The following is a 15015-nucleotide window of genomic DNA, read 5'->3' on the forward strand; positions in this document are numbered from 1 at the left end:
TTCAGGGATGAATATTTTACACAAAGCTAAAGATTATGTAGAAATCTTATTCAAAGATAAGTTATCTTCTGTATACTTTTATCATAATTTTATTCACACGACCTATACGGTAAACAAGGCCGAAGAGATCATGCGAAATACGCCTGTTTCCAAAGAGGATCAGGAGAAGGTGCTTCTGGCACTCTGGTTCCACGATACGGGTTACGTAGAATGTGCACAGAATCATGAAGAAAAAGGAGTAGCCATCCTGACCGATTTTCTGAAGAAGGAAAATTATCCTGAAAGCTTTATTCAGGATGTTTCTCAATTGATCCTGGCCACTAAAATAACCTATGAACCGCAGAACCTTCTGGAAAAGATTGTAAAAGATGCGGACTGCAGTCATTTTGCCAGCCACGACTATAATGATATTTCCGATGCGCTGAGAAAAGAATGGGAGCTTACCAATGTAAAATGCTTCTCCAATGATGAATGGAACGCCGGAAATCTTGAAATGCTTAAAAACAAGCATCATTATTACACAGAATATGCAAAAGAAAACTGGGAGCCTCTGAAAAAGAAAAACATCAAGAAAATAGAAAAAAAACTTGAAAAAGAAGAGGATAAAAAAGAAAATTCAGACAATAAGAAAGAACCAAAAGAGACAAAGCCTGACCGAAGTGTAGATACTTTGTTCAGGGTAACATTGAACAATCATACTAGGCTGAGTGATATTGCTGACAGTAAGGCGAATATTCTTCTTTCGGTTAATGCTATCATTATTTCAGTTTGTCTTTCTGTGCTGGTTCCTAAATTGGATACCCCAAAGAATGCACACCTGATCATTCCTAGCTTTGTATTGCTTACTTCAAGTGTTCTGACTATCATATTTGCGATCCTGTCCACAAAACCGAATGTAACGAAAACCAATTTTACGGCGCAGGATATTACAGATAGAAAAGTAAACCTGCTGTTTTTTGGAAACTTTCATCAAATGATATTTGGAGATTTTCAAGATGCCATGAAAGATCTCATCAAGGATAGAGATTATATCTACGATTCTATGGTGAAAGACCTTTATTTCCTGGGGAAGGTCCTTGACAGAAAATACAAGCTTTTATCTATAACGTATAAGATCTTTATGGCAGGAATTATTATTTCCGTACTTTCTTTCGCCTATGCTTTTCTTTCGCTTTAATAAAATAAATATGGGATTGTAAGACAGTGAACTTTTTAAAGAGAAATTTTCGATGATGAAATAGTTGAAAAAGCCGGATTCTTATTTTATAGATTAATCGTGGGTGAGAGAAACTCTCAACGCCAGCAATCCCGTAATTCCCTGCAAATCCTCAACTTTTAAAAACTCTATATCATTCTGCAGAATTCCTTTTTTCTGAAGCTTGTTGATGTATTCCAGGTATTCTTTCTGGTTTTCCATACCGAAATAAACGATGGTAATTTTTCCGGGACAGGTAATTCTTTCTGAAGAATCTTTGACATGGGCTTTATCCAGACGTTTTTTTACAATCTCATAATACGAATTGTAGGCACCATCTACATCAAAACGTTTTTCATCCATTCTGAAGCGGATATCTATCTTTTCGTTATAAACAAAAAGCAGTGAGGCAATATCAAGCTGTATCGGCAGATCTTTTTTAAAGGTCTGGAATTCACGCTCCATACTGCAGATCGTCTTCAGCTGCCAATATCTTAATTTGTGAACCACTTTGGATGTATAGCTGAGATCCGGAGCAATATTATGTCCGATATACAGATTGTGCTCTACACCATCAGATTTAAACCTCTCATAATAATGCGGAAAAATTTGCTGGGCTTTGACCTGGCTTTCATCCAGCATGTCGGCAAGTTTTCTGTTGACCAGCGTTATGGAATCATCTAAATTTTTTCTGTTGGCATAAAACAGATCAGTTTGAGCAAAAACCTGCACAAAATAATCTTTGATTTTATTTTTTATTTCCCTGTCGGTTTTCAGTTCCAGCTTTCCCTGCAGATAAGGATGGACTTCCTCTCTCAAAAGTCTCTGAAGGCGTTGTTCCGTATCAGCTTTGATTTCGTTGTTCAATTCATTTTCAAAAACATCAAGAGCCAGAAGGTATTTTTCTGAATCGGAATTGATCAGTGTGAAAATATCATGAAGGCTTTCAAGCTGCTGGTTGAGGTCTTCAAGCATCAGATTAAAGCGCTTCTCTGAAGAGGAACGGATATCCGAGAACCCGAATAGTGGTGTCAGGTTTTTGAAGGAGATCTGTTTCAGTGTGTACATTTTTTTTCCCAGTGAAGCATTGAAATATTTTTCGGCTTCATTTCTGAATTTCCACACTACACTGTCGTGGATGGAAGTATATTCACGCTGGATGATAGCTTCTATCTGGTAGTTTTTTTCAAAGCTGAATCTGTTCAGGGAAAATAGGATCATATCCGTGAAAAATTCCATTTTTTTCAGCTTTAAACCGTTGAAACTGTTGGCTTGCGGAGATGTAAATTCCATAATGGCCAGAAGCTCGTTATCCTTCATGATAGGAATTACCATGAAGCTGTTGATATTGTTGTCCCTTAAAATACTGAAAGAAGGAAGTTGTTTGATGCTGTCATCCAGGTTATCAACATTCGAGATGACGATTGGTTTGGAATTGTGATTTAAATTGGTAAAAGTGTTTTTCCGGGTTTCCTCGTCAAATGCATTGATCCAGAAATCCAGGACATGATGGGTGAAAACATTTTCGTAGATCGGAAGTCTGCCGAGTTTCTGATCTTTCTTATCAAAAAGCATAAGCCCGAAATTAAGTTCCGGGACATCGAAGTAAGATTTGAAAATTTCCACAAGATTTTCATCCGGGCTCAAATCCTCCGGATCAATTTCTATCATGCTCGATTTAAGGTCGGACAGGGCCACCTCAGAAGTACAGTCTACCAGGGAAACAATAGTAAAGCCTTTTAAAACCCATGATTTTGATGGAAAATATTTTTTCCACAGTTTAAAATCGTCCAGATTTTCAAGCAGCATATCCAGGACATCATCCGTTGGAATTTTTGCCTCTTCAGTAGGATAAATCTCTGTAAAATCTGAATTGACCGTAATTTTATAATGTTTCATGATTCCCAGCCTGTTGGGGATATCATAATAAAGAGGCATGGTACTTTTGATGTCTTTTTTGAAATAACTCTGAAGGATAAGACAGCAGCAGAATACATAAAATTCATCGTCCCCGATATTCCTCAGCTCTATTTCAAAGTCCTTTCCGGCATCTTTAAGTATACCCTTAAATCTTTCGGTATAGTTGAAAGTAGTTTTGGAAAGCGGAATACTGGCCGCTTTGATTTCATTGTGTGTAAGACCAGTGGGGAAGAGGTCTGCAAGAATTTGCCTGATGAGGTCTTCATGTTTTTCAAGAAGGGCTTCATCCAGGAATCCATCTCTTAGCTCAGGAAATTTTTTTGTTCTTTCAATTAAAGATTCAGCATAATTAACCCTGTACTCCAAACGGTCGTTATAACGGATATGTTCCAGTACATCCAAATATTTTTTGAATGATATGAGAACCTGAAATGGAGCGTCTTTTTTGTAAAGATTAGCCAAGAGCTTGAATTTAAAGTAAAGTTATGAAAAAAACACCACTTTCAAGTGCACACTAAATGGATGAAAACCATCTTTATAAGAGCTTTGCTTATTTTTCTTAAATAAAATTCAGATATAGATAAAGCATTATCTGTTACTTCTTTTCTTTTTTGAAAAATCCTGCAGTTTTGCGAAAAAGATTAGGATAAAACTCTAAAGTTCCAATTTTTAATTCCCTGGTTATTGGAAACAGAAATTTCATAAGCGGAACTGTAAATATGAGGGCGAAAGCTGCGATAAGCATTCGATCATTTGCCATGTCTGTTTTATCCTTGCTGACGAAAAAAACAATTGCAGACATAAGTAAACCGATAAATAAGGTGATCAGGATTTTTTTCATGATGGATTATGGTATTCAAATTTAACTGTTTTCCGGGATATTTAAAATAAAAACTCAATTTTTATAATAGGGGGGCAATAGTATTTGGCACCGACATAAAAAAGCACAACCGAAAAAGTTGTGCTTCTGTATATTTTATGTTGAGATTTTATAATCCGAACTGTCTAGCAAACAAATCAGGAAAAACTCCTAATATGATAATTGATGCAATTACAAATACCGCTACGATATTGTAAGTAAGGGTTACTTTTTCTGAAGATTTGAATGTTGTTTCTTTGAAGAAGAACATTGAAATAATCAGTCTTAAATAATAGGCAATAGATACTGCAGAACCTAATACAGCTACCAATACTAAGAAAACTCCGTGCGTTGAATTCATTGCCTGAGAGAATAAAGCAAATTTCCCCATGAAACCGGCTGTTAGCGGAACTCCTGCCATTGAAAGCATAGAGATCGCCGCAGCTGTGGCCAATAGAGGTTCAGACTTTGCCAATCCTTTGAAAGCTCCAAAAGAGGTTTCTCTTTTTAATTTTTCAACATAAATCAAACACATGAAAACTCCAACCGTTGATAAAGCATAAGCAAATAAATAGAACGCTAAATTATAAGTAGAAAGGCTCGTCATTCCGAAGAATACCAATCCGATGTATCCTGCGTGGGAAACAGAGGAGTAAGCGAGCATTCTTTTTGCATTGGTCTGGGCAAGACCCATAACGTTGGCTAAAAGTAATGTGATGATCAGGAATACGCCAAACACATTGATCCATTCTTCAGTAACACCTCCAAATCCGATCGTCATTAATCTGAATAAAGCAAAGAATCCTGAGATCTTTACCACACTCGCCATAAATGCAGTGATGAGTGAAGGGGCCCCATAATATACATCAGGACTCCACATGTGGAAGGGTGCCAATGCCACTTTGAATGCCAGTGCGCATAGAATAAGAAGAACTCCTAAAATGAACATAACGTCTTTAGGGTTTTTAACTCCGAAATCCTGGATCTTATATAAATCAAAACTTCCGGTACTTCCGTAAATAAATGCAATACCAAAGAGTAAGAAACCTGTTGCAAATGCACCCATCAGGAAATACTTGATCGAAGCTTCATTAGATCTTAAATCAGTTTTGTTGGCACCGGCCATTACATACAACGGAATGGAAAGAATTTCTACTCCTAAGAAAAGAGTAACCATATTCTGGAATCCAAATAGGATAATTCCTCCGCATAATGCAAAAAGCATCAGTGCATATAATTCTGACTGGTGGCTTCTGTGGTTGCTGAATGCAAAACCTCCCAGGAAGAATAACAATAAGGTTGTTACAATAGATATTTTGGTGAATAACGCTGTATTTGCAGTATACTCATACATGTGTCTGTACTTTTCGAAGAAAGCACATTCAGGTAAGAAGCTTACATATAAAGCGACGATCAATCCTAAAATCCCAATGTATCTTGCGAATTTTCCCTGTTCAAAAACTCCTGAAAATAACGCAATAACTGCCGTTAGGAAAACAATAATTAAAACACTCATAATATAGATTTGAGATGTGAGATTTTAAGTTGAGAGTTTAAAGTTTAAGGTTCAGAGTTTTAAGTTCAGTAGAATCATCTCCCGTCTCTAATCTCCTTGTTTCCTTTCTTTTTACTCTTCTCTAATCTCTTAATTTTTTAATTTTTAAATCTTTTAATTTTTTAGCTGGCCATCGCTGTGTAGATAAACGTCAGCGAACTATTCACCATATCGATTATCGGTTGAGGGAAGATACCAAATACAATTACAAAAACCGCTATGCTTGCCAATACGGAAAACTCTACTGCAGATAAATCTTTTACAGTACTTAAAACAGCTTCATTTCCTTCACCAAACATTGCTTTTCCGTAGAATCTCAATAAATATACAGCAGCAAGAATTACCGTAAGACCTGCGATCACTGCAGCCAAACCGTTAAAATCATATACCGATTTCAACAGGATAAATTCTCCGATGAATCCGTTAGTCAATGGAACTCCCATTGAACCTAATATAATAATCAGGAACAAAACGGCAAATTTAGGGGCTACTTTCGCCAAACCTCCCATTTGTCTGATATCTCTTGATTTAAATCGTTTGTATAAAATATCACAGCAGTAGAATAATCCAACTACGTTGATACCGTGGGCAAAAGTCTGTACCAATGCTCCTTCAGCTCCTTCGATATTGAATGTTCCTCTTAAAGTGATTACTGCAGAAGAGAAGATCCCTGCTACCATTAATCCTACGTGAGAGAAAGAAGAATATGCAATGATTCTCTTCATATCGGTCTGGATGATGGCAATCAGTGCACCATGAACAATTCCTACAATAGCCAGGATAATTACAATCTGCCCTGAAATGCCGGCAATAGGAAGCGGGGTGATTGGAAGAAGGTAACGGATAACCCCGTACACCGCCATCTTCAGCATGATCCCTGATAAAAGCATGGATCCCTGAGTAGGAGAGTAGGTATACGTGTCCGGCTGCCATGTATGGAAAGGGAATACCGGTAATTTCACTGCAAATGCAAAGAAGATAAACCAGAATACCACCGTTTGCTGTGCCTCATTAAGCTGAGCATTATATAGATCTGTTAAAGCGAATGATGCAGAGTGGTTGTACACATAGATCAATCCGGCTAACATAAATAATGACCCAACGAATGTATAGACGAAGAATTTCGTAGTGAATTCAAATCTTTTGTTTTCCTGGCCCCAAAGTCCGGCAATGAACCAGATCGGGATCAAAGTTACTTCCCAGAAAATATAGAATAATAGTCCGTCTAAAGAAGTGAACACTCCAACAAGACCGAACTGCATGAGCAGGATCAGACCGTAGAATGTATTTCTGTAGCTTACATTTTCGTTGAAAGAAGATAAAATAATGATGGGCGTCAAAATATTGGTCAACAATAAAAGAAGCAGACTCATTCCGTCAATTCCGAAATGAAGTGAGCTTTTAATAAACTGCGACCAAGGATAATTGATTTCGTGCTGCAATACACTGTCTACCGTTGGATTAAAATTAAAATCCGCTGTGATGTAGAAAGTAATAAGCATCTGGACTAATGCAATTCCCAACGCCAAATATTTGCTGGATTTATTTTTCCATGCAAAAACTAATCCCGAACCTACTAGAGGTAATAGTAATAATGTTAATAATAAACCAGACATTATTGTAATATAAAGTTAACAATCAGTATAATTCCCACTGCTAAAGACATGATAAGAATATAAGTCTCTACATTTCCGTTTTGGATACGCTTCATCGCTTTTCCGCTGTCTTCAGCGCCTTCGCCTACGAAGTCTACAAAACGGTCTAAGATCCCTTTATCAAACATCTTTCCTCCGCGTCCTAATCCTTCAACAGTTTTTACAATCAATGCATTGTAAAGTTCGTCTACATATAATTTCTTAGCAGAAAGCTTTTCCCATCCGGTATAGCTTTCTTCTGCCAGCGCCATCTTTTTCTTTTTCACGTAGGTATTTTTTACGATAAACCATACGGAGAAGAACATCAGCACTGTAGCTCCCAATAATATCATTTCGGTACCAAACGGAACTCCGGAAAGAGTCGCTTCCATCTGGTTATAACTTTGCTCAGTAAGAACAGGCTTCAGCCATTCCATTAATTTTGCATAATGACCGTGTCCTATGAAGTGAGGAAGGTTAATGAAACCTCCAAGCACTGAAAGGATAGCCAGAACGATCAACGGAAGGGTCATATTGGAAGGGCTTTCGTGTAAGTGATGCTTTTGATCTTCCGTACCTCTGAACTCTCCGTGGAATGTCAGGTAGTACAGTCTGAACATATAGGTTGCAGTCATTGCCGCTAAAGCAAATAAAATTACCCAGTAGACAGGGTTTTTAGCGAATGCTGCTACTAAAATTTCGTCTTTTGAGATCATCCCTGAAAGTAAAGGGAAACCTGAGATGGCTAATGTTCCGATAAGGAAAGTAGCGTGTGTAATAGGAATGTATTTTTTCAGACCTCCCATGAAACGCATATCCTGCTCGTTGCTCATCGCGTGGATCACAGAACCTGCTCCTAAGAACAACAATGCCTTGAAGAATGCGTGTGTCATTACATGGAACATCGCTGTAGTATAAGCTCCCAATCCTAAAGCAATGAACATAAATCCAAGCTGTGAAACAGTAGAGTAGGCCAATACTTTTTTGATGTCGTTCTGACGAAGTGCATAGAATCCAGCCAAAGCAGCTGTTAAGAATCCGATGAATAAAATTCCTCCCTGAACCGTAGGTGCCAAAGTAAATAAGAAGTTTGATCTTACTACTAAGTAGATACCCGCAGTTACCATCGTTGCCGCGTGGATTAATGCTGAAACAGGAGTTGGTCCGGCCATCGCATCCGGTAACCATGTATATAAAGGAACCTGAGCAGATTTACCGGTAGCCCCGATAAATAAACTGGCTGTAATAAAGATAATTACTGTTCCGTCTAATTCAAATTTTGAAGCGTTCTGTGCTACTGTAAGGTAATCTACAGCATTGGTCTGAGAAGCGATCATGAAAATACCGATCAATAATGCAAGGTCACCAATTCTGTTCATGATGAAAGCTTTTCTTGCCGCTTTACCGTATTCTTCGTTGGTATACCAGAATCCGATCAACAGGTAAGAACAAAGACCTACACCTTCCCATCCGATGAACAGGATCAGGTAGTTGCTTCCCATTACCAAAAGTAACATAGAGAAGATGAAAAGATTCAGATAAGTAAAGAACTTATAGAAACCTTTGTCGTGGCTCATATATCCGATAGAATACAGGTGAATTAAAGATCCAATCCCTGTAATGATCATTACCATCATCAAAGAAAGCTGATCAATCTGGAATCCGAAATTGATCTGAACTCCGTTTACTGTAAACCATTCAAATGCTTTTACGATAACCGGCTGGCTTTCAGAATTCATATTCATGAAAAGACTTACTGCGATACAGAATGATCCGAAAACCATTGCTGTAGCCAGAGAGCCTACGAATATTTTTGGAAGATTTTTCCCGAATAAACCGTTAATAAGAAACCCTAAAAGTGGTAAAAGTACTATTGCATACACTAAATTTTCCATTCCTTATCCTCTTAATTTATTAAATATACTAACATCTACAGAACGGGTATTTCTATACAGCATAGCAATAATTGCCAGACCTACCGCTACTTCAGCGGCGGCTACCACCATAATGAAGAAAACTAAAAGCTGTCCGTCTCCGTTTCCTTTATATGCTGAAAAAGCAGCCAATAAAAGGTTTACAGAATTCAGCATAAGCTCTACACAGCCCAAAATAACAATAGCGTTTTTTCTCAGCAATACTCCCAACACTCCCAGACAGAACAATACTGAAGAAAGAATGATGAAATAATTCAGAGGGACGCTTTGTATAAATGTATTTACTTCTCCCATAATTTTATAAATCTTTTTTACCGATTAATACCGCACCTACAATACCTGCCAAAATAAGGATGGATGCAAGCTCAAACGGCAAAACATATTCGTTAAACAAAAGCCTTCCCAGATTTTTCGTAAGACCCACACCTTTGTCTACATTTTCAACAACAATGTGGTTGTCCTGAACACCTCTGAATACGCCTAAAACCCCAATTAATAAAAGACCGGCTGTAAAAACTCCGACAAATTTTAAAGTATTGCCCTTCTTACTTTCGTCTTCTTTATTAAGATTAAGCATCATCAGGATATAAAGGAATAATACCATGATGGCTCCGGCATACACTATAATCTGAATGATGGCAAGGAATTGTGCATTCAGAAGGATGTACATCCCTGCAATGGAAAACATCGTAACAATTAATGACAAAACAGCATAAAGAGGGTTTCTTGCAAACACAAAGTAAACCGCACTTGCCACTGCTAAAAACGCCACCAAGAAAAATAAAATCTGATCCATTATTTTACCGCATTTTTTTGTTTCTCGGACTGTCTTGTCGTAATGTCAATCCTTTCATTTATTTTTTCAACCAACTTATCTTTTCCGTAGATGAAAGAACCTCTGTTAGTTTCTACATCTACCAATCTGTCTGTAAGATAGATGGCGGATTTCGGACAGGCTTCTTCACACATTCCGCAGAAAATACATCTCAGCATATTGATTTCATATACTGATGCATATTTTTCTTCTCTGTAAAGGTGTTTTTCTTCCTTCGTTCTTTCAGCAGAAGTCATCGTAATAGCTTCTGCAGGACAGGCTACAGCACAAAGTCCACAAGCTGTACATCTTTCTCTGCCTTCCTCGTCTCTTTTCAGAACGTGCTGACCTCTCCAGATGGTAGTTCTTGGCTTTTGTACCTCAGGATACGAATATACTGCGGGAGCTCCTTTTATCACGGTTCTTACAGCATGCTTGAATGTAATCCCCATCCCTGTAAAGATAGCAGGAAGGTAGATTTTTTCAGCAAGGGTCATTTCTTTATTGGAAACAACTTTTGATCTGTTTGTAAGTTTCATTTAATTATAGATGTTAGATGTTAGACGTTAGATGTTAGAAGATGGAAGCGGGAAGTTCTTACCCGGATCACCAAATTATCACATCATCACATCATCTCATTTTCAAATTATTCTAGTTTGCAAATGCTAAAATTACAGCTCCTGTAATCAGCAGGTTTACCAATGCCATTGGGATCAAAGTTTTCCATCCTAAGTGCATCAATTGGTCATATCTAAATCTTGGTAGTGTCCATCTGATCCACATGAAGATCAGAATTCCGATTACCGTTTTTGTTAAGAATGCTACGATACTCAAAATTCCTGCAGCGTTTTCACCCCAGTTCTGAGTTACCCATTCAATTCCCGGATAGTTGTATCCACCGAAGAAAAGAACGACCATGAAAGCATTGGAGATAAACATGTTTACGTATTCACCGAACATGTACAAACCTAACTTCATTGATGAGTATTCTGTAGAATATCCTGTTACAAGCTCAGATTCACATTCAGGTAAATCGAAAGGGTGTCTGTTGGTTTCTGCCAAAGCTGCCACAAAGAATACAAGGAAAGCGATTGGCTGATAGAAAATATTCCAGTTCAGTCCGGAAACCCAGGGAATAACTCCCCAAAGTTTTCCTGTCGTTTGGCTTTCAGTAATTTCTTTTAAGTCTAAACTTCCCGTCATCATAATGATAGAAAGTAAAGCTAATCCCATCGCCAATTCGTAAGAAATCATCTGTGAAGAAGCACGGATAGCTCCTAATAATGAATATTTGTTATTCGAAGCCCAACCTCCGATCATGATTCCGTATACACCGATTGAGGCCATTCCGATGATGAAAAGTACCCCAACGTCGATGTTGGCAACCTGTAAATCAAAAGAAGTACCTGCAATATTTAAACTTTTACCCCAAGGAATAACTGCTCCTGTGATTAGTGAAATAAACATAACCAATGCCGGTCCCAACACGAAAAGAAATTTTTCTGCATTGGCAGGGGTAAAATCTTCCTTAAAGAAAAACTTTCCACCGTCAGCAAGAGGCTGCAGCAATCCGAAAGGTCCGGCTCTGTTGGGACCAATTCTATCCTGCATGATAGACGCTACTTTTCTTTCTGCCCAGGTAGAGTAGGCGGCTATCGTAAGAGACAGCAGGAAAAGTGCCAGTACAAGTATAAGTTTAAATGTTAGTAAATCCATTTTTTATTTAGATATTAAGATGTCAGATGCTAGTTATCAGATTTAAAATCTATTGTCTGAAGTCTGGTGTCTGAAATCTGATGTCTTATTAATTATTTTTCGTCTTTTTCACTGATTTCTTTTGCCATAGGATTGTCTAATACTCTTAGCTCATCCTTTGGTTTTTCATAGTGGTTCAATGAAATTACTGAGTGTCTGTCGATATGTCTAGGACCTTCGATGTTCCAGTCAGAAAGTTCTTTTCTTTCGAAACGACAAGTGTCGCAGATGAATTCTTCCACCTCTCCCCATTGGTCTTTTCTGGCAGTAACTCTTATGATTTCATCACCTTTCATCCAAACTACGGCTTTTCCTGAACATTTATCACATTTGCAGGTAGCATTCATTGGTTTTGTGAACCAGACTCTGCTTGCAAAACGGGAAGTCCTGTCTGTTAAGGCTCCAACCGGACAAACATCAATAATGTTTCCGATGAAGTCGTTATCCAAAGCTTTATTTAAATAAGTAGAAATTTCAGCGTGATCTCCTCTGAAAAGAATACCATGCTCTCTTTCACCTGTTAACTGGTTGGCAGCCAATACACATCTTGCACAAAGAATACAACGGTTCATATTCAGCTTGATATTCGGACCAAGATCATCTGCTTCGTACGTATTTCTTTCAAATTCGGTTCTGGTTTCAAGGTTTCCATGCTCATACCCAAGATCCTGAAGGTGACATTCACCGGCCTGGTCGCAGATAGGGCAGTCCAAAGGGTGGTTCACCAATAGAAATTCGGTAACGGCTTTTCTGCCTTCCTGAGCTTTTTCGGAAGAAAGATTCTTCACTTCCATACCATCCATCACGTTAGTTCTGCAACTCGCGACTAGTTTTGGCATAGGGCGCGGATCTGCTTCGGAACCTTTTGAAACTTCAACCAAGCAAGTTCTACATCTCCCTCCACTGGTTTCCAATTTGCTGTAATAGCACATTGCAGGAGGTACAGATTTTCCACCGATTTGTCTGGCTGCTTCCAAAATAGAAGTTCCAGGCAAAACTTCAGTAGTCTGTCCGTCTATAGTTATTTTGAATTTTTTAACCTCTTCGCTCATATTCTATGCTTTCGCTTATGCTTTTAAGGCGTTAAGCTATATTTTAATTATACTTCTTCGTGTTAAATGTATATCCGACTCCTGCAAGGACCTGTCCGAAAACAAAATCCTGACGGGCTTTATCCGGCTTGTTATTTAATGTAGTTTTAATATCCCACATATTGATATATCCTGCTTTTGCCTCTGCCCTGATCATCCAGTTTTTCCAGAAAACCATGTTAAGGCTGGTTCTAAGATCGGTTCCCATACCTGCAACGTGAAAACGGTCGCTTCTTTCATTTCCAAAAAGCTTGATGTTACTTTTAGGAAACATCACCCCGATTCCTGCTCCATAAGACCATACCAGATCTATATTTTTCTTATGAATAAGGTTCCTGTATTTCTCAAGACCCAAATTTTCATAATTAAGCCCGTCTGTATGCTCGAAAGTAAGAAACTGTGTATCAGCTAAATTAACCTGTCCGTTCTGTACCATTCCTGCATATTTAGGATCTGAAATTGTACCTGAAAAATCAACCGTCTGGTCCTGTTTCATTACATATTTCATATGATCTATCCCTAAAACAAGGGCTAAATTATCTTTGATAAAATATCCCAGTCTGAAATTGTACTGCGTTACGGTAAACCAGCTTGGATCGATATAAACGATTCCGAACTTGGTAGGTTTATCTCTTGCCTGTACGTTATTCAGCTGGAAATCATAACCGTTTCCTGTAAAATGGATATCGGAATTGCTAAAAGCTCCTCTGTTCCATCCGTAAAAAACAAACACCTGTCCTTTCTTGCTCAAAGGATTGGGTTTCTGCTTTTTCTCTTTCTTTGGAGCTACCTCCAATTTATATTCTTTGTCTAATGTATCCTGTTTTACCTGCCCGAAAGCAAACCCCGACATCATTAAGCCGACAACCAATAACTTCTTCATTTTTTTAGCTATGCATTTTTTTCAACAGCCGGAATCGGATCAGCATAATTAGCCAATCCATAATTTTGTGTCTGAGACAGCTCAGGGTTTTTAATGTGCCATTCAAATTCATCTCTGAAATGGCGGATCGCTGCTGCAACCGGCCAAGCTGCTGCATCACCCAACGGACAGATCGTGTTTCCTTCGATCTTTCTCTGTATATCCCAAAGAAGGTCAATGTCTTCCATTTTTCCTTCTCCTTTTTCAATCTTCTTTAAAATTTTGTACATCCATCCTGTACCTTCACGGCAAGGGGTACATTGTCCGCAACTTTCGTGATTGTAGAATCTTGCCAAAGTCATGGTATGTTCTACGATACACTGATCTTCATCCAAAACGATGAAACCTCCTGAACCCATCATGGTTCCGGTAGCAAAACCACCATCTGCCAGTGATTCGTAGTTCATGTATCTAGGTTCTCCGTTTACGGTTCTCAACAATAAATTGGCAGGAACGATAGGAACAGAACTTCCTCCAGGAATACAGGCTTTCAGTCTTTTCCCGTCTTTGATACCACCACAGTATTCATCAGAATAGATGAATTCTTCAACAGTGATCGTCATATCAATTTCATAAACTCCAGGTTTATTGATATTTCCGCAAGCAGAAATTAATTTTGTACCTGTAGATCTTCCAACTCCTATTTTTGCGTATTCAGCTCCTGTGATATCAATAATCGGAACGATAGCTGCAATAGATTCCACGTTGTTTACCACCGTTGGTCTTTCCCAAAGTCCTTTTATAGCCGGGAATGGTGGTTTTAACCTTGGATTTCCTCTTTTACCTTCAAGGGATTCAAGCAATGCAGTTTCTTCACCGCAGATATAAGCTCCTCCTCCTCTCTGAACGTAAATTTCACAGTCAAAACCGGTTCCTAAAATATTTTTACCTAAAAATCCTGCCGCTTTAGCTTCTTCAATAGCTTCCTCCAAAATATCAGGAATCCATGAGTATTCTCCACGGATGTAGATATAAGAAACATTGGAACCTAAACAGTAAGAGGATATAAGCATTCCTTCGATCAGCAAATGAGGAAGAAACTCCATCAGATATCTGTCTTTGAAAGTTCCCGGCTCAGATTCATCAGCATTGACAACAAGGTGTCTTGGCACGCCTTCCGGTTTTGCCAGAAAGCTCCATTTCATTCCTGTTGGGAATCCGGCTCCACCACGTCCACGAAGTCCTGAAGCTTTTACTTCTTCAAGAATTTCGTCGGGGGTCATTTTCAAGGCTTTTTCTGCTGCGGTGTAACCTCCCTGTTTGCGGTAAGTTTCAAAGTAGCGAATACCTTCTATATGTGCATCTTTAAGTAAAAGTTTTTTACTCATCGTATATT

At 38.4% G+C, this 15015-nt stretch carries 13 protein-coding genes; 1 reads left to right on the forward strand and 12 read right to left on the reverse strand.

The genetic code is table 11. The annotated features are described in order from the left end of the window. Nucleotides 1–7: 7 nt before the first annotated feature. Nucleotides 8–1177, forward strand: coding sequence for a Pycsar system effector family protein (locus ACTJIV_RS19735; protein ID WP_440629214.1), 1170 nt, complete (start codon nucleotides 8–10; stop codon nucleotides 1175–1177). A 93-nt stretch (nucleotides 1178–1270) separates the two neighbouring features. Here ACTJIV_RS19735 and ACTJIV_RS19740 read toward each other — a convergent pair whose 3' ends face one another. The 12 genes from ACTJIV_RS19740 to nuoF form a co-directional block, all read right to left on the reverse strand. Further along, on the reverse strand, nucleotides 1271–3577 hold the full coding sequence (locus ACTJIV_RS19740) for a GAF domain-containing protein (RefSeq protein ID WP_440629215.1): 2307 nt from the start codon (nucleotides 3575–3577) through the stop codon (nucleotides 1271–1273). Between the two features lie 133 nt (nucleotides 3578–3710). Then, nucleotides 3711–3956, reverse strand: a complete 246-nt coding sequence (locus ACTJIV_RS19745; protein WP_336379812.1) for a hypothetical protein — start codon at nucleotides 3954–3956, stop codon at nucleotides 3711–3713. A gap of 148 nt (nucleotides 3957–4104) precedes the next feature. Further along, entirely contained in the window at nucleotides 4105–5490 is a 1386-nt protein-coding gene (locus tag ACTJIV_RS19750) for an NADH-quinone oxidoreductase subunit N (protein WP_111960047.1), read from the reverse strand. Between the two features lie 161 nt (nucleotides 5491–5651). After that, on the reverse strand, nucleotides 5652–7145 hold the full coding sequence (locus ACTJIV_RS19755) for a complex I subunit 4 family protein (RefSeq protein WP_111960049.1): 1494 nt from the start codon (nucleotides 7143–7145) through the stop codon (nucleotides 5652–5654). Then, nucleotides 7145–9058, reverse strand: a complete 1914-nt coding sequence (gene nuoL / locus ACTJIV_RS19760) for an NADH-quinone oxidoreductase subunit L (RefSeq protein WP_223560454.1) — start codon at nucleotides 9056–9058, stop codon at nucleotides 7145–7147. Before nuoL ends, ACTJIV_RS19755 begins: the two co-directional genes overlap by 1 nt. A 3-nt stretch (nucleotides 9059–9061) precedes the next feature. Then, nucleotides 9062–9391 carry an NADH-quinone oxidoreductase subunit NuoK gene (gene nuoK, locus ACTJIV_RS19765; protein ID WP_034703571.1) on the reverse strand — a complete coding sequence of 110 codons (330 nt, stop codon included), beginning with the start codon at nucleotides 9389–9391 and terminating at the stop codon, nucleotides 9062–9064. 4 nt (nucleotides 9392–9395) lie between these two features. After that, nucleotides 9396–9893, reverse strand: a complete 498-nt coding sequence (locus ACTJIV_RS19770) for an NADH-quinone oxidoreductase subunit J family protein (protein ID WP_111960051.1) — start codon at nucleotides 9891–9893, stop codon at nucleotides 9396–9398. After that, nucleotides 9893–10450, reverse strand: coding sequence for a NuoI/complex I 23 kDa subunit family protein (locus tag ACTJIV_RS19775; protein WP_111960053.1), 558 nt, complete (start codon nucleotides 10448–10450; stop codon nucleotides 9893–9895). Before ACTJIV_RS19775 ends, ACTJIV_RS19770 begins: the two co-directional genes overlap by 1 nt. A 112-nt stretch (nucleotides 10451–10562) precedes the next feature. Beyond that, nucleotides 10563–11627 carry an NADH-quinone oxidoreductase subunit NuoH gene (gene nuoH, locus ACTJIV_RS19780; protein ID WP_111960055.1) on the reverse strand — a complete coding sequence of 355 codons (1065 nt, stop codon included), beginning with the start codon at nucleotides 11625–11627 and terminating at the stop codon, nucleotides 10563–10565. A 92-nt stretch (nucleotides 11628–11719) separates the two neighbouring features. Further along, entirely contained in the window at nucleotides 11720–12718 is a 999-nt protein-coding gene (locus ACTJIV_RS19785; protein ID WP_111960057.1) for a 2Fe-2S iron-sulfur cluster-binding protein, read from the reverse strand. Nucleotides 12719–12761: 43 nt separating this feature from the next. After that, a complete protein-coding gene (locus ACTJIV_RS19790; RefSeq protein ID WP_111960059.1) occupies nucleotides 12762–13640 on the reverse strand; it encodes a hypothetical protein in 879 nt (292 codons plus the stop codon). Between the two features lie 8 nt (nucleotides 13641–13648). Continuing rightward, nucleotides 13649–15007, reverse strand: coding sequence for an NADH-quinone oxidoreductase subunit NuoF (nuoF, locus tag ACTJIV_RS19795; RefSeq protein ID WP_440629216.1), 1359 nt, complete (start codon nucleotides 15005–15007; stop codon nucleotides 13649–13651). Between the last annotated feature and the right edge of the window lie 8 nt (nucleotides 15008–15015).

The sequence above is a fragment of the Chryseobacterium sp. 22532 genome (assembly GCF_052044665.1).
Classification (GTDB): Bacteria; Bacteroidota; Bacteroidia; order Flavobacteriales; family Weeksellaceae; genus Chryseobacterium; species Chryseobacterium lathyri.